Annotated in this window: 18 protein-coding genes; 8 read left to right on the top strand and 10 right to left on the bottom strand. The window is 70.3% G+C overall.

Annotated features, from left to right (window positions below):
- The first annotated feature begins 1 nt into the window (after position 1).
- Complete coding sequence (locus DJ017_RS15385) at positions 2 to 742, top strand: phosphoadenylyl-sulfate reductase (protein ID WP_111530133.1); 741 nt, start codon at positions 2 to 4, stop codon at positions 740 to 742.
- Positions 743 to 778: 36 nt separating this feature from the next.
- Positions 779 to 1,600: a ferredoxin--NADP reductase gene (locus tag DJ017_RS15380; protein WP_111529542.1), complete on the top strand. Its 822-nt coding sequence runs from the start codon at positions 779 to 781 to the stop codon at positions 1,598 to 1,600.
- On the opposite strand, the gene DJ017_RS15375 is transcribed toward DJ017_RS15380, so the two are convergent.
- Positions 1,601 to 2,122 (bottom strand): AAA family ATPase, encoded by a 522-nt coding sequence (locus DJ017_RS15375; RefSeq protein ID WP_111529541.1) that lies wholly within the window; start codon positions 2,120 to 2,122, stop codon positions 1,601 to 1,603. It lies immediately after the preceding gene.
- Between the two features lie 166 nt (positions 2,123 to 2,288).
- Positions 2,289 to 2,768 carry a 3D domain-containing protein gene (locus DJ017_RS15370; RefSeq protein ID WP_111529540.1) on the bottom strand — a complete coding sequence of 160 codons (480 nt, stop codon included), beginning with the start codon at positions 2,766 to 2,768 and terminating at the stop codon, positions 2,289 to 2,291.
- 186 nt (positions 2,769 to 2,954) lie between these two features.
- On the opposite strand from DJ017_RS15370, the gene DJ017_RS15365 reads away from it, so the two are divergent.
- The 3 genes from DJ017_RS15365 (at position 2,955) to DJ017_RS15355 (ending at position 5,069) form a co-directional block, all read left to right on the top strand.
- Entirely contained in the window at positions 2,955 to 3,542 is a 588-nt protein-coding gene (locus DJ017_RS15365) for a glutathione S-transferase family protein (RefSeq protein WP_111529539.1), read from the top strand.
- 61 nt (positions 3,543 to 3,603) lie between these two features.
- On the top strand, positions 3,604 to 4,614 hold the full coding sequence (locus DJ017_RS15360; protein WP_111529538.1) for a phospholipase C/P1 nuclease family protein: 1,011 nt from the start codon (positions 3,604 to 3,606) through the stop codon (positions 4,612 to 4,614).
- A complete protein-coding gene (locus DJ017_RS15355; RefSeq protein WP_111529537.1) occupies positions 4,614 to 5,069 on the top strand; it encodes an NUDIX domain-containing protein in 456 nt (151 codons plus the stop codon). The genes DJ017_RS15360 and DJ017_RS15355 overlap by 1 nt, the downstream gene beginning before the upstream one ends.
- Here DJ017_RS15355 and DJ017_RS15350 read toward each other — a convergent pair.
- Positions 5,066 to 5,533 (bottom strand): low affinity iron permease family protein, encoded by a 468-nt coding sequence (locus tag DJ017_RS15350; protein WP_111529536.1) that lies wholly within the window; start codon positions 5,531 to 5,533, stop codon positions 5,066 to 5,068. The genes DJ017_RS15355 and DJ017_RS15350 overlap by 4 nt on opposite strands.
- 78 nt (positions 5,534 to 5,611) lie before the next feature.
- Here DJ017_RS15350 and folD point away from each other — a divergent pair, with 78 nt between their 5' ends.
- Positions 5,612 to 6,520, top strand: coding sequence for a bifunctional methylenetetrahydrofolate dehydrogenase/methenyltetrahydrofolate cyclohydrolase FolD (gene folD, locus DJ017_RS15345; RefSeq protein WP_111529535.1), 909 nt, complete (start codon positions 5,612 to 5,614; stop codon positions 6,518 to 6,520).
- A 20-nt stretch (positions 6,521 to 6,540) separates the two neighbouring features.
- Here folD and DJ017_RS15340 read toward each other — a convergent pair whose 3' ends face one another.
- From DJ017_RS15340 to DJ017_RS15325, 4 genes are read right to left on the bottom strand one after another with little or no spacing between them, the layout of a single operon-like run.
- The gene (locus DJ017_RS15340; RefSeq protein ID WP_111529534.1) at positions 6,541 to 7,158 is read right to left on the bottom strand and encodes an ABC-type transport auxiliary lipoprotein family protein; all 618 of its coding nucleotides are present in this window, start codon (positions 7,156 to 7,158) and stop codon (positions 6,541 to 6,543) included.
- A complete protein-coding gene (locus DJ017_RS15335; protein ID WP_111529533.1) occupies positions 7,155 to 8,093 on the bottom strand; it encodes an MlaD family protein in 939 nt (312 codons plus the stop codon). The genes DJ017_RS15340 and DJ017_RS15335 overlap by 4 nt, the downstream gene beginning before the upstream one ends.
- Entirely contained in the window at positions 8,093 to 8,965 is an 873-nt protein-coding gene (locus tag DJ017_RS15330; RefSeq protein WP_111529532.1) for an ABC transporter ATP-binding protein, read from the bottom strand. Before DJ017_RS15330 ends, DJ017_RS15335 begins: the two co-directional genes overlap by 1 nt.
- A complete protein-coding gene (locus DJ017_RS15325; protein WP_111529531.1) occupies positions 8,962 to 10,089 on the bottom strand; it encodes an ABC transporter permease in 1,128 nt (375 codons plus the stop codon). Before DJ017_RS15325 ends, DJ017_RS15330 begins: the two co-directional genes overlap by 4 nt.
- Before the next feature lie 260 nt (positions 10,090 to 10,349).
- On the opposite strand from DJ017_RS15325, the gene DJ017_RS15320 reads away from it, so the two are divergent.
- A complete protein-coding gene (locus tag DJ017_RS15320) occupies positions 10,350 to 10,688 on the top strand; it encodes a hypothetical protein (RefSeq protein WP_111529530.1) in 339 nt (112 codons plus the stop codon).
- Between the two features lie 6 nt (positions 10,689 to 10,694).
- On the opposite strand, the gene trhA is transcribed toward DJ017_RS15320, so the two are convergent.
- A complete protein-coding gene (gene trhA, locus DJ017_RS15315; protein ID WP_111529529.1) occupies positions 10,695 to 11,375 on the bottom strand; it encodes a PAQR family membrane homeostasis protein TrhA in 681 nt (226 codons plus the stop codon).
- A gap of 114 nt (positions 11,376 to 11,489) precedes the next feature.
- On the opposite strand from trhA, the gene DJ017_RS15310 reads away from it, so the two are divergent.
- A complete protein-coding gene (locus tag DJ017_RS15310) occupies positions 11,490 to 12,023 on the top strand; it encodes a YdcF family protein (RefSeq protein WP_111529528.1) in 534 nt (177 codons plus the stop codon).
- Positions 12,024 to 12,037: 14 nt separating this feature from the next.
- Here DJ017_RS15310 and DJ017_RS15305 read toward each other — a convergent pair whose 3' ends face one another.
- Both DJ017_RS15305 and DJ017_RS15300 read right to left on the bottom strand, forming a co-directional pair.
- Positions 12,038 to 12,445 carry a hypothetical protein gene (locus DJ017_RS15305; RefSeq protein WP_133255464.1) on the bottom strand — a complete coding sequence of 136 codons (408 nt, stop codon included), beginning with the start codon at positions 12,443 to 12,445 and terminating at the stop codon, positions 12,038 to 12,040.
- Between the two features lie 88 nt (positions 12,446 to 12,533).
- Positions 12,534 to 13,121, bottom strand: a complete 588-nt coding sequence (locus tag DJ017_RS15300) for a CatB-related O-acetyltransferase (protein ID WP_111529526.1) — start codon at positions 13,119 to 13,121, stop codon at positions 12,534 to 12,536.
- Positions 13,122 to 13,223 lie beyond the last annotated feature (102 nt).

Raw genomic sequence — 13,223 nt, 5'->3', positions numbered from 1 at the left:
CGTGGCCTACGATGAGATCCGTCCGGGTTCGGCCTTGGCCGCCCGCCTCGACGCCGAGCTTCGCCATGCGCATCCGCGCACGGTGCTGGAGGCCGCCTACGAGACCTTCGGCGACAAGCTGGCGCTGGTCTCGTCCTTCGGCGCGGAGTCGGCGGTGCTGCTGGACCTCGCCGCCAAGGTGAGCCCGGACATCCCGGTGCTGTTCCTCGACACCGGCATGCTGTTCGGCCAGACCCTGGACTACCGCAAGAACCTGGCCGCGCGGCTCGGCCTGACCGACGTGCGCGACCTGCGCCCGGCCTATCAGGACCTGGCCACCGCCGATCCCCAGGCCAAGCTCTGGCAGACCGACACCGACGCCTGCTGCCACGTGCGCAAGGTGCTGCCGCTGGATCGGGCGCTGGAGGGCTTCTCCGCCTGGATCACCGGCCGCAAGCGCTTCCACGGCGGCGACCGTATGTCGCTGCCGGTGGTCGAGACCACCGAAGACCATGTGAAGTTCAACCCGCTCGCCAACTGGACCAAGGCCGACCTCGACGCCTACATGGTCGAGCACGACCTGCCGGCCCACCCCCTCGTGGAGCAGGGCTTCGCCTCGATCGGCTGCTGGCCCTGCACCCAGCCGGTGGAGGACGGCGACGACGTCCGCGCCGGCCGCTGGAAGGGTCTGGACAAGACCGAGTGCGGTATCCATCTCGCCCGTGCGCCCGGCGCCGTGGCCAACGTCGGCGGCGACATCTAGCCCCGGCCCCGCTAAAGAGCGCGCAAAGAGACACCTATGACGGATGCGACCGTGACCTTGGCCCAACCGGCCCCGAAGGCCTCCAGCGCCTTCTTCGTGGAGAAGGTGACCTGGGTCCAGCACTGGACCGACACCCTGTTCTCGTTCCGCTGCACGCGCGACCCGGGCTTCCGCTTCCAGAGCGGCCAGTTCGTGATGGTCGGCCTGACGCTCGAGACCGGCAAGCCGCTGGTCCGCGCCTATTCCATCGCCTCGCCGGCCTGGCACGAGGAGCTGGAGTTCTATTCGATCAAGGTGCCGGACGGCCCGCTCACCTCGCGCCTGCAGCACCTGAAGGTCGGCGACGAGGTGCTGATCGGCCGCAAGCCCACCGGCACCCTGGTGCTGGACGGCCTCAAGCCCGGTAAGCGGCTCTACATGCTGGGCACCGGCACGGGCCTCGCGCCCTGGCTGTCCCTGGCCCGCGACCCGGAGGTCTACGAGCGCTTCGACGAGGTGATCGTCACCCACACGGTGCGCCACGTCAGCGACCTGAACTACCGCGAACTGTTCGAGCACGACCTGCCGAACGACGAGTACCTCGGCGAGATGATCGCGCCGAAGCTGAAGTACTATCCGACGGTGACGCGCGACCCGTTCAGGACGCAGGGTCGGATCACCGACCTCATCGAGAGCGGCCAGATCTTCCGCGACCTCGGCACGCCGCCGCTCGATCCGGCGGTGGACCGCGTCATGATCTGCGGCGGCCCCTCCGTGCTCGTGGACCTCAAGAAGCAGATGCTCGACCGCGGCTTCGTCGAGGGCTCGGTCGCCCAGCCCGGCGACTTCGTCATCGAACGCGCCTTCGTCGAGACCTGATCAGGCGAGGCCCGCGACGGCCTCCAGCACGAAGGCCGCCCGCGCTTCCACCGGGCCCACCGGCACGACCACCGGCGCATAGCCCAGCTTCGGCAGCTGGCGCATGACGAACCCGAACACGCGCTCGCCGTGGGCGAAGTCCTGGATGCGCTCGGCGTCGGTCCGGTAGATCTCGCGCCAGGGCGGGAAGACGAAGACGATCTCGGCGTAGCGCCGCGACGCCAGCGCCGCCTCCAGCTCGGGCCAGGGCGCGATCCCGTCGGCGCCGTGGCAGTCCATCAGCCCCCGGTCGAAGAAGACCCGCCGGTCCTCGTCGCGCCGGCCGTCGAAGGCGGCGATGTCCCGCGCGGCGATCCGGCGGAAGAAGGCCTCGCCGCCGCGCGCGCCTGGGTCTTCACGGATCACCGCCCGGGCGCTCTCCTCGACCACCAGCTCTCCCGAGGCCTCCAGGTGGCGCAGCAGCGTCGTCTTGCCCGCGCCCGGGCCGCCGGTGAAGACGAAGAAGTTCGGCTTGTGGATCATGCAGCCCCCGCTTGCGCACGCGCGTCATCCCGGTTTCGCCGCAGGCGAAGTCCGGGCCCGATGAACGTCGATGGATCGGGAGGGTGGGCGGCGTCGCCGTGGATCAGGCTCGGCCATCAGGCGGGTATGGATCCCGGTCAGCCGCTGCGCAGCTTCCGGCTCGCCCTCAGCCGCGTGGGCAGCCCTTGAATTCGCCGACCTTGATGGCGGTCAGCTGGGCCAGGTTCAGCGTCTGCGCCTTCTTGGCGGAGCTGGCGCCCGAGCCGGTGTAGAGGTCGATGCGCTTGCCCTTGATCGCGCCGCCGGTGTCGGAGGCGTACCAGTAGCCGTCATGGACCGAGCCGTCGGGCATCTTCATGCCGACGGTCTCCTTGATGAACAGCACGCTGCGCGTCGGGATCAAGTTGCGGTCGACCGCGACGGTGCGCATGGCCACGACCTTGCAGCCCAGCGAATCCAGGGCTCCCACGCCCTTGGCGCCGGCGTGGTACAGCGTCGCTTTCAGGTTCCACACGGGACCTGTGGGCAGCGTGCCGGTCACAAGTGAGGTGATCAGGTCGCCGACGGGATCGCTGGACGCGGCATGCGCGTTGGACCCGAGAACGAGAAAAGGCAGCACGGCCAGGGCGGCGAGGCGGCGTCGCATTGACGGCGTCTCCTTCGTCGTTGAACTGGTGGCCGGACTCGTACCGGCTGAGGCCGCCCCGGGCAACCCCGAACGGGCGCAAGATCGTGCCCTATCAGTTTTCCTAATAGGCCCCGTCAGGCGTCATCGCTTGATCGCGCCTGGGACTCCGGGCCAATCAAAGCTTGGCCATGGAGGACGGGCGAAATGAGAATTTTTGGGGACTCCATCTCGGGAAACTGCCTGAAGGTGAAGTGGACGGCCGATCATTTGAGGCTTCCGTACGAGTGGATCGAGACGGATGTGCTCAAGGCCGAGACCCGCACTGCGGCTTTTCTGGCGCTGAACCCGGCCGGGCAGGTTCCGGCCGTCGTTTTCGACGACGGACGTCCATTGGCCCAGTCCAACGCCATCATCCTGCACCTCGCGGAAGGCTCCGATCTCATCCCGAAAGACGCCTATGACCGGGCCCGCATGTTCGAGTGGCTGTTCTGGGAGCAGTACAGCCACGAGCCCTATGTGGCGGTGGCCCGTTTTCAGGTGCGCTATCTCGGCAAGTCCCCCGATGAGCTGGAGCCGCGCATCGTCGAGCGGGGAAAGGCGGCCCTCAAGCGGCTGGACGAGGCGCTCGCGGACGCCGACTTCCTGGTCGCCGGACGCCTGACGCTCGCCGACATCTCCCTCGTCGCCTACACCCGGATGGCCGGGGAGGGCGGCTTCCGGCTCGCCGACTATCCGAAGGTGCAGGCCTGGATCGGCCGCGTCGAAAAGGCCCTCGGCCTGCCGCCCGTGTAAGGTTCTGCGCGACCGGCGGTTGAGCCTTGCCTTCCCCACGGGGAGCGCTCAAACGAGGGGCATGAAACGGCTCAGTATTCTTGCGTTCGCGGCGGCGCTCGCGGCCGCGCCACAGGCCGCGATCGCCTGGGGTAACTCCGGTCACCGGATGATCGGCGAGACGGCGGTCAGGGCGCTGCCGGCCGAGATCCCGGCCTTCCTGCGTACGCCCCAGGCGGCCCTGGACGTCGGCGAATATTCGCGCGAGCCGGACCGGCTGAAGGGCGCCGGAAAGGCGTTCGACTACGAGTACAGCCCCGGCCACTTCGTCGATCTCGACGACGACGGCAAGGTGCTGGGCGGCCCGGCGCTCACCGCCTTGCCTCCGGACCGCGAGAGCTATGACACCGCCTTGCGGGCGGTCGGCCAGGACAGCTGGAAGGCCGGCTACCTGCCCTACGCGATCCTGGAATCCTATCAGCGGCTGTCGAAGGAATTCGCCTACTGGCGGGCGCTGAAGTACGCCGAGGCCAACCCGGCCTGGAAGGCCCACCGCGCCTGGTATGCGGCCGACCGCAGGCGGCGCGAGGCGCAGATCCTCCTCGCGGCCGGCCAGCTCTCCCACTTCGTGGCCGACGGCAGCCAGCCGCTGCACGTCTCCGTGCACTTCAACGGCTGGGGCGACTATCCCAATCCCGCCGGCTACACGACCTCCAAGCAGTTCCACCAGGCGTTCGAGGGCGACATGGTGCAGGCGGTGGTCAAGCCCGGCGAGGTCGCGGCCCGCATCGCCCCGCTGCGGCTGTGCCACTGCGCCATCGAGCAGCGGACGGCGTCCTACCTCGTCGCCACCGGCAAGCTCGTCCCGACGCTCTACGAGATCGACAAGGCCGGCGGTCTGCGGCCCGGCGACGCGCGCGGCCCCGCCTTCGCCCGCCAGCAGCTGGCGGTCGGCGCCTCGGAGCTGCGCGACATGATCGTCGAGGCCTGGCGCGCCTCGGACCAGCAGAAGGTCGGCTGGAAGCCCGTGCCGCTCGCCGACATCCTGGCGGGCAAGCAGGATCCGTTCCTGACCCTCTACGCGAGCGACTGATGGGCGCGCCGCAATTCGGGACCCCGCAGCCGGGGCGGGACTATCCCGATCGCCCGGCCGCCTTCGCCGTGGTCGAAAGAGACGGCAAGGTCGCCATCGTGCGCGTCACCTTCGAGAACGGCGGCGGGCGCACCGACCTGCCGGGCGGCGGCCTTGATCCCGGCGAGTCGCCGCAGGCGGCGGCGGCGCGCGAGTGCGGCGAGGAGGCGGGTCTGGTGGTCGAGGTAGGCGAGGAGCTGGTCGCGGCCGACCACTACTTCGTCAACGAGAAGGGCGAGGCCAAGAACACCCGAGGCCGGTTCTACGCCGCCCGCTTCGTGGCCGAGGACGCGGCCCTGAAGATCGAGGACGACCACGCGCTGGTCTGGATGGAGCCGGTCGCGGCGCTGCGGGCGCTCGACAGGGAGTCGCACGCCTGGGCCCTGGCCTGCTGGCTGCGGCGCGGCCGGCCCTAGGCGCGCTTGCGGCGAGGCGCGGCGGCGCGGCGCGTCGCCCGCTTTTGGGACGCGCTGATCTCGGCCTTGCGGCTGCGGCCCGCGCGCGCCTCGGCGCGGCGCACCACGTCGGGCCGGTGCTGCTCGCACTCGGCCAGGATGTCCTCGAGCTCCTCGTCCGAGAGATGCTCGATGCCGATGAACTCGTTCTTCGCCTGCGAGGCGCGGATCAGCTCGTCGAGCTTGGCCTGCAGGGCGGCGTTGTCGCGGTTCTGGGTGTTCTGGATCAGGAACACCATCAGGAAGGTGACGATGGTGGTGCCGGTGTTGATCACCAGCTGCCAGGTGTCCGAGTAGTGGAACACCGGCCCAGTGACCGCCCAGACCACGACGATCAGGCAGCACATCAGGAAGGCGGACGGCTTGCCGGTCCAGCGTGACGTGGCGCTCGCCGCCTGGGAAAACCATTGACTGAGTGAGGGCATCTCGGGACGACCGGCTCCGCTAGCGTTTGATTAGCCTGGCTTGAACGGGTACTCGGGGGCGCAGTTCCGGAGGCGCGCATGGCCGAGACCGCACACCAGGCCCAGATCATCGACGGCAAGATCTACGCCGAGCGCCTGCGGGCGCAGGTGGCCGAGGAGGTCGCCCGGCTGAAGGCCGACCACGGCCTCGTCCCCGGCCTCGCGGTCGTCCTGGTGGGCGATGATCCCGCCAGCCAGATCTACGTCCGATCCAAGGGCGAGAAGTCGCGCGAAGCGGGCATGCATTCGGTGACCCACACCCTGCCGGCCAAGACCACCCAGGACGAGCTGATGGCCCTGGTGGCCGCGCTCAATGCGGACCCCGCGATCCACGGCATCCTGGTCCAGCTGCCACTGCCCAAGCACCTCGACGAGAAGGCGGTGCTGACCGCCCTCGACCCGGACAAGGACGTCGACGGCCTGACCATGATCAACGCCGGCCGGCTGGCGAGCGGCCTGCCCGGCCTCTACCCCTGTACGCCCATGGGCTGCATGATCATGCTGCGCGAGACGGTGGGCGACCTGACCGGCAAGCGCGCGGTCGTGGTCGGCCGCTCGGTGCTGGTCGGCCGCCCGGTGGCCCAGCTGCTGCTGGCCGAGGACTGCACGGTGACCATCGCCCACTCGCGCACCAGGGACCTGCCGGCCGTCTGCCGCGAGGCCGACATCCTGGTCGCCGCCGTGGGCCGGCCGCGGATGATCCGCGGCGACTGGATCAAGCCCGGCGCGGCGGTGATCGACGTGGGCATCAACCGCGTGCCGTTCGATGATCCGATCAAGGCCGCCGAGGGGCGCACCAAGGTGGTCGGCGACGTCCACTTCAAGGAGGCCTCGAAGGTCGCCTCCTGGATCACGCCGGTGCCCGGCGGGGTCGGGCTGATGACCGTGGCGGTCCTGCTCCAGAACACCGTCACCGCCGCCAGGCGGCTGGCCGGCCTGGAGATCTAGATCCCCGAGATCCCGTCGATCTAGCTCGCCTTCTCGTTGGTCCAGGCGACCAGCTGATCGAGCACCTCGCCGGTCGCCTTGGCGTAGGCGTCGACGATGGCCGAAACCCGGTTGTCGCTGGCCCGGACGCGGGACTCGAAGACCTGCTCCGACACCAGCGTGCGGGCCCGGTCGCGGGTCATCAGGGCGTGGACCCGCACCAGCACGGTGGGCGCCGCCTTCGCACCGGCCTCGTAGCGGGTCTCGAAATTGCGCACGTCGGTCCTGAGGACGTAGTCGGTGGGCGCGGGGGCGCCGCGCGGCACCAGCCGCACATGCCCGCCGGAGGCCTCGAAGGCCGCGTCCATCGCCTGGTCGAACAGCACCTGCGCCGGCGCCGCCCAGCGCACCTCGGCGATGTAGGCGACCTTCGGGCCGGTCACCGTGACGATCCGGTCGCCGGCGGATTCCCGCTGGAACTCGCCGCCGCCCTGGAAGACGCCGACCGCACTGGCCGCGGGCTCGGCCTTGGCTGCCGCCGCCGGGGGCGTGAAGCGGTAGAGCTGGGCCGGCTTCGACTTGGGCAGCAGGGAGATGCAGCCAGACAGGCCGAGGGCGACGGCGGCCAGCAGGCCGAAGCGGAGGAGGGGGCGGCTCATGGCTTCACCTTCATGTCTTCGGCCGGCGCCTTGCCGAGCGTGCCGGTGGGGCTCGCCTCCACCTCGTTGACCAGGCGCTCAAGCGCCTGGGCGGCGGAGCGCAGCTGGATCACCGCGGCGGTGATCTGCGGCAGGCCGTTGGTGGCGAAGTCGGCGGTCGGGCCCTGCAGCTTGTCGACCATGCCGCGGACTTCCTTGGCGGTGACCTTCACCTCGTCGGCGGCGTCGGCGATGTTCTTCAGGCTGCGGCGGCCGTCGCCGTCCACCAGGCTCTGGCTCGACTTGGCGAGCTCGCTGACCTGCTGGATGGCCACGTCGGCGTCCTGCAGCGCCTTCTGGGCGTCGGCGATGATGTCCTTGCGCCGCTTCAGCTCGGCGGTGAACGCCTGGGTGTCGGAGAGCGCGGTCGAGAAGGTCTTGATGTTCTGGTCCGAAAGGACGCGGTTCACCCGGTCGAGCGCCTCGATCGTGCGGGTCAGCACGGTGCCGCCGCCCTGCAGCAGGTCGGAGATGGCGCTGCGCTGGCTGCGCAGCACCGGGATGGTGCCGTGGGGCACGGTGTCCTTCAGCAGCGGCTTGGCCGGCGTGCCGGCGGTGATCTGGACGTAGTTGACCCCGGTGATGCCCTGCGGCTCCAGGGTGGCGAAGGAATCCGCCCGGATCGGCACGTCGGAGGTCACCCGCACCCGGGCGATCACCCGGCTCGGATTGGTCCGGTCGAGCGCGATCTTGCCGACCTCGCCGACCTTGATGCCGTTGAAGCGGACCTCGCCGCCCTGATTCAGGCCCGCGATGGGGCCCTGGAAGACCACGTCGTAGAGGTCGTACTCGGCGTTGATCCGCAGGCGGGCCAGCCAGACCACGAAGATCAGTAGCCCGATGAACAGGATCAGCGACGAGAGGCCGACGAGGGCGTAGTTGGCGTTCTTTTCCATCAGGCGTCCGTCCTCGACCCAGCTGGGTTGGCCCCAGCTGGCTTGGCCCCAGCTGGCTTGGCCCCAGCTGGCTTGGCCTTGCCCGCGGCGGCGCGACCGCGCGGCCCCAGGAAGTATTCGCGGATCCAGGGATGGTCCGAGGATTCCAGTTCGCGCACCGGAGCGGCGGCGACAATGTGCTTGTCGGCCACCACGGCCACGCGGTCGGTGATCGCATAAAGCGTGTCGAGATCGTGCGTAATCATGAAGACGGTGAGGTCCAGGCTCTCCGAGAGGTCGCGGATCAGCTCGTCGAAGGCGGCGGCGCCGATCGGGTCGAGGCCCGAGGTGGGCTCGTCGAGGAACAGGAGCTGAGGGTCGAGCGCCAGCGCGCGGGCCAGGCCCGCCCGCTTGCGCATGCCCCCCGAGAGCTCGGCGGGCTTCAGCGATCCGGCGTCCGGGCGCAGCCCCACGAGCGCGATCTTCAGGTCGGCGAGCTCGTAGATCTCCTTGCGGGAGAGGTTGGTGTGCTCGAACAGCGGCGCGGCGACGTTTTCCTGTACGGTCAGGTTCGAGAACAGGGCGCCCATCTGGAACAGCACGCCCCAGCGGCGCTCGATGGCCGACCAGCGCCGGTCCGAGACGTGGGCGATGTCCTGGCCGAACACCTTCACCACCCCGGCGTCGGGGCGCTTCAGGCCGATGATGGTGTTGAGCAGAACCGACTTGCCGGCGCCGGAGCCGCCGACCACAGCGAACACCTCGCCGCGCGGCACCGTCAGGTCGAGGTTGTCGTGCACCACGTGGTCGCCGAAGGCCGTGCGCAGGCCCTTCACCTCGATCACCGGCCCCGTCTCGTCGAGCCCGTCCCTGGCGTCGCCGGTCTCGCTCACAGGTCGAGCTCCATGAACATCAGGGCGAAGGCGGCGTCGATCATGATGATGGCGAAGATGGCGTGCACTACCGCCGCGGTCACCCGCCGGCCGAGGCTCTCGACGTCGACGCCGACCTCCAGGCCCTGACGGCAGCCGATGCCGGCGATCACCGCGGCCATCACCGGCGCCTTGGAGAGCCCGACCCAGAAGTGGGTCGGCCCGACGTTGTCGACGATCCGCTGCAGGAAGAAGGCGGGGCCCAGGCCCAGCACGTTCCAGGTGACCACCAGGCCGCCGAACAGGCCGGCGAGCACCGCCACGAAGGTCAGCAGCGGGATGGTGATGAGCAGGGCGCCGAAGCGCGGGAACACCAGGGCCTCGAAGGGATCGACGCCCAGCACCTGCATGGCGTCGATCTCCTGGTTCATCTTCATCGAGCCGAGTTCGGCGGCGAAGGAGGAGGCCGAGCGGCCGGCCAGGAGGACCGCGGTGATGACGATGCCGAACTCGCGCAGCACCGCGATCCCGATCAGCTCGACGGTGAACACCTCGGCCCCGAACTGGCGCAGCTGGTTGATGCCCAGGAGCGCGATCACCGCGCCGATGAAGAAGGAGGTGACGGCGACGATCGGGATGGCGTCGAGGCCCGCCCGCTCCATCAGCCCGACGAGGGCCGGCCAGCGCACCCGCTTGGGCCGAGTGACGAGGTTGACCGCCGTGCGCCCCAGGACCACCAGCAGGTGGCCCAGGAAGACCATGGTGTCGATCGCCTCGGCGCCGACGTTCACCACGCCCTTGCCGACCCGGATGGTGAGTTCGTGGAAACCGGTGGGGGCGGGGCGCACCACCGCCTTGCGGCTGGCGGCCTGGGCGACGAGCGTCATCAGCCGCACCGTCTCCGGCCGCGCCTGGACGTGCGACAGGTCGAAGGCCTCGCCGGCCGCCTTGATCAGGGCGAAGGCGCCGGCGGTGTCGAGTCGCCCGACGCCGGTCAGGTCGAAATCCACGCGTCGCGGGCGGCCGAGCTCGCGACGCAGGGCCGCGCCGGCCGCGCCCATGGCGTCGGCCGTCCAGTCGCCGGTCAGGCGCACGGACGGGCCCTCGGTCCCGGGCTCGATCGAATAGACGGCGGCGCTCTCCATACCGGCGTGCGGGCTCCAGTCCTGCGGGGCGCCCGCCTGAGTCGTACGCCCCTCGGAAAGGAACCTAGCAGAGGCGGCGCCACCGCCGAACGCTCTTACTGCGGAGGTTGTTCCACAGCTTTGTGGCCACGCTCGCGCGGCCGTGAAGCGCCACGGTCAAGCTGGGCCAACATTTGGCCCAAGTCGCACGCCTATCCATGGCCGCGGGTCCCCGGGGGTTTCGGGGCGGGGCCCGAGGACGAAGGTTGTGGAGAGTGAGTTTGACCCGCCCGATCGAGCTCGCCGGCAAATCCGGCGCCCGTTATCGCTACCTGCCGCTGGAGGAGGACCGGTTCCTGCCGCCAGCCGGGGCCAACTTCGTGATCGCCGAGCTCACCAAGGACGGCCCGCGGATCGTCTATGCGGGCGAGACCGACAACCTGGCCAACCAGACCTGGCGCGGGGCGCTCGAGCGCGCGCGCCAGACCTACGCCAAGGCCAAGATCCTGACGCGGCTCAACGTCACCCGCGCCGTGCGCGAGGCCGAGCGCATCGACCTCATCGAGGAACACCAGCCGCCGCTGAACTCCGAATCCGGCGGCGCGGCCGGCCCGAACTAGGCCGCCCTAGCGGGTCGCCAGCACCACGCCCAGGAGCACCGCGGCCCAGTGCGCACCGGCGGCCGCCACCACGTGGCCGTGCCAGATGGCGCGCGAGAACTTCAGCCGCTTGTTGACGTAGAAGATCACGCCCGTCGTGTAGAGCAGGCCGCCGACGCCCAGCAGAAGCAGGGCGACCCAGGTCACCCCGTCGATCATCGGCTTCATGGCGACCACCACCAGCCAGCCCAGCGCCAGGTAGACCCCGACCCAGAACTTGCGGTCCACGTGGGTGAGGAACAGCTTTCCGAGCGCCCCGAAGCCGGCGATCGACCAGACGGCCGCGGTCATGCCCCAGGCCCAGGCGCCGGAGAGGGCATGGGTCGTGAACGGGGTGTAGGAGCCGGCGATCATCAGGAAGATGCCCGCATGGTCCAGCCGGCGCAGGGTCGGCCGGTATTGCGGCTTGGCGAAGTTGTAGGCGGTCGAGAAGGCCAGCATGGCCAGCAGGCCGGCGGCGTAGATCGAGACGCCCACCACCTTGCTGATCGAGCGCGCCTCGATGGCCAGGCCGAGCAGCACGCTGCCGCCCACCAGGGCGAGGGTCAGGCCGACCACATGGACCACGAGGTCGGCGCACTTGGCGGCCGGCGTCGGATAGTGGCGGGGCGGGCGCGCCGGCGGCGCTGCGATCTCGGCCGTGCTCATGGTTGTCTCCGGAGCGGTCTCCAGCAGGGCGAGCCCCCAGTCATGTGGAGCGGGCCCGGGCGATGCAAGTGAATTGACGATGACGCTGCGCCGCGATCCCGGCATGTTCGAGGCATGATCGAAACGAGAGGCGTCCCGGCGATCGTGATCTTCGGCGCGGCGGTGCTGCGCGACGGACGGCCCTCGCCGAGCCTGGCCCGCCGGATCGGCTACGGTCACGCCGCCTCCGAGGCCCTGCCGGACGCGCCGATCCTCTGCTCCGGCGGGATCGGTCGGCACGGTCCGAGCGAAGCGGCGGTGATGGCCGAGCGGCTCGCCGGCCTGGGCGTCGATCCCGGACGGCTGGTGCTGGACGAGGCGAGCCTCGACACCCTGCAGAGCGTCGTCGCCACGGCCAGGTTCGTGCGCGCCCGCTCGCTGGCGGGCTGCGTCGTCTGTTCGGACCGCTATCACCTGCCGCGCATCCGGCTGATGCTTGGCGCGCTCGGCGTCGCGACGCAGGTCGGTCCCGTGGCGCCCGGCCGCGGCGGCGCGCCCCTGGCCCACTGGACCCGGATGCGGCTCAGGGAGTCCGTGGCGATTCCCTACGACCTCGGCATCGTGCTCACGCGTCGGCGCCGGCTGCTCGCCGAGATCGGCGAGGCCTGATCGGCCCTCACGTCCTAGGGCTGGCAGCGGACCTGGCAGGCTTCCGGATGGACCCCGCCATAGAAGTCCAGCGTCCCGCAGGTGATCGCCGAGACCGCCTTGAGGTCGCCCTGCCAGGCGCTCGGGTTGGCCGGGGCGCAGCCGTGGGCCGGCGAGGCGAACATCAGGTACTGGTTGCCGTACATGCACATGAAGCCGCCCTGGTCCGTGACGACGGCCTGGAAGACCGGGACGTCGAGCGGACCGCCGCTCCCGCGGCGCACGGGCGTCCAGCCGGCCGGCGCCGTCACCGGAAGGCCGGCGGGGCACGTCAGGGTCGTCGTGGCCTTCAGCGCTCGGCTCGGCGCCGGCTGAGGTTGCGCCTGGGCGAGGCCTGCGGCGAGCATCAGGCCGAACGCGGCCGCCATTCCGATCTTCGACATCAGGGCCCCCATCGCCGACAGGCCGCGACGATAGGCGCAGCCTTGGCCGGGCAGCAAGGCTGGTCCGAGATCGCGGTTCCGGGGCCCTCTAGCCGCCCAGCTCCGGCCGGTGCCGGGCGATCAGCTCCCGCAGTAGCGCCGGCGTCGGCGCAGAGCAGAGCGTCGCGGTCAGCTCGCGGATGGTCTCCAGCGGCAGGTCCCACCAGCGCAGCGCCAGCAACAACTCGCGGACCTCCTCGTCGAAGCGGAAGCGCACCACCTCGGCCGGATTGCCGGCGACGATGGCGTAAGGCGGCACGTCCCGGCTGACCACCGCCCGCGCGCCCACCGCAGCGCCGTCGCCGATGGTGACGCCGGACATGATCGTGCAGCCGTGGGCGAGCCAGACGTCATGGCCGATCACGATGTCGCCCCGCGTCGCCGGGTGGCCAGCGACCTGCGGATCGCCGAGCTCGGCCTGATGGATGTGCCCGAACGGATAGGTGGAGATCCAGTCCGTGCGGTGGTTGCCGCCCAGGATGAAGGTGATCTCTTCGGCCAGCGAGCAGAAGCTGCCGACGCGCAGGGCCGCGCCCTCGCCCCACTGCATGACGCGGACGCGGTCGAAGCCGTAGGTGTAGCGGCCGAACGAGACCGGGCTGTTGCCCGCCGTGCCCGTGACGCCGTTCGCTGTCATGGCTGTCCCCCTTCAGACGCCGCCGTGCATAAGGCCAGGCGCGGCCCCGCGACAATCCCGACGCGGGCGATCCCGGGCAGGCCGCCGGCGGCTCGAATGAAG

The sequence above is a fragment of the Phenylobacterium soli genome, assembly GCF_003254475.1.
Classification (GTDB): domain Bacteria; phylum Pseudomonadota; class Alphaproteobacteria; order Caulobacterales; family Caulobacteraceae; genus Phenylobacterium; species Phenylobacterium soli.
Note: the sequence above shows the minus strand (reverse complement) of the source record. Positions and strands in the feature narration are given on the sequence as shown.

What these genes read in the sequence shown, in the direction of transcription:
- DJ017_RS15365 (WP_111529539.1), top strand. Translation starts at nt 2,955, where the DNA reads ATGAGAATTTTTGGGGACTCCATCTCGGGAAACTGCCTGAAGGTGAAG.
- DJ017_RS15305 (WP_133255464.1), bottom strand. Translation starts at nt 12,445, where the DNA reads ATGTCGAAGATCGGAATGGCGGCCGCGTTCGGCCTGATGCTCGCCGCA.
- DJ017_RS15370 (WP_111529540.1), bottom strand. Translation starts at nt 2,768, where the DNA reads ATGCGACGCCGCCTCGCCGCCCTGGCCGTGCTGCCTTTTCTCGTTCTC.
- DJ017_RS15300 (WP_111529526.1), bottom strand. Translation starts at nt 13,121, where the DNA reads ATGACAGCGAACGGCGTCACGGGCACGGCGGGCAACAGCCCGGTCTCG.
- DJ017_RS15350 (WP_111529536.1), bottom strand. Translation starts at nt 5,533, where the DNA reads ATGCCCTCACTCAGTCAATGGTTTTCCCAGGCGGCGAGCGCCACGTCA.
- DJ017_RS15325 (WP_111529531.1), bottom strand. Translation starts at nt 10,089, where the DNA reads ATGGAGAGCGCCGCCGTCTATTCGATCGAGCCCGGGACCGAGGGCCCG.
- trhA (WP_111529529.1), bottom strand. Translation starts at nt 11,375, where the DNA reads ATGAGCACGGCCGAGATCGCAGCGCCGCCGGCGCGCCCGCCCCGCCAC.
- DJ017_RS15380 (WP_111529542.1), top strand. Translation starts at nt 779, where the DNA reads ATGACGGATGCGACCGTGACCTTGGCCCAACCGGCCCCGAAGGCCTCC.
- DJ017_RS15355 (WP_111529537.1), top strand. Translation starts at nt 4,614, where the DNA reads ATGGGCGCGCCGCAATTCGGGACCCCGCAGCCGGGGCGGGACTATCCC.
- DJ017_RS15360 (WP_111529538.1), top strand. Translation starts at nt 3,604, where the DNA reads ATGAAACGGCTCAGTATTCTTGCGTTCGCGGCGGCGCTCGCGGCCGCG.
- DJ017_RS15310 (WP_111529528.1), top strand. Translation starts at nt 11,490, where the DNA reads ATGATCGAAACGAGAGGCGTCCCGGCGATCGTGATCTTCGGCGCGGCG.
- DJ017_RS15335 (WP_111529533.1), bottom strand. Translation starts at nt 8,093, where the DNA reads ATGGAAAAGAACGCCAACTACGCCCTCGTCGGCCTCTCGTCGCTGATC.
- DJ017_RS15340 (WP_111529534.1), bottom strand. Translation starts at nt 7,158, where the DNA reads ATGAGCCGCCCCCTCCTCCGCTTCGGCCTGCTGGCCGCCGTCGCCCTC.
- DJ017_RS15375 (WP_111529541.1), bottom strand. Translation starts at nt 2,122, where the DNA reads ATGATCCACAAGCCGAACTTCTTCGTCTTCACCGGCGGCCCGGGCGCG.
- folD (WP_111529535.1), top strand. Translation starts at nt 5,612, where the DNA reads ATGGCCGAGACCGCACACCAGGCCCAGATCATCGACGGCAAGATCTAC.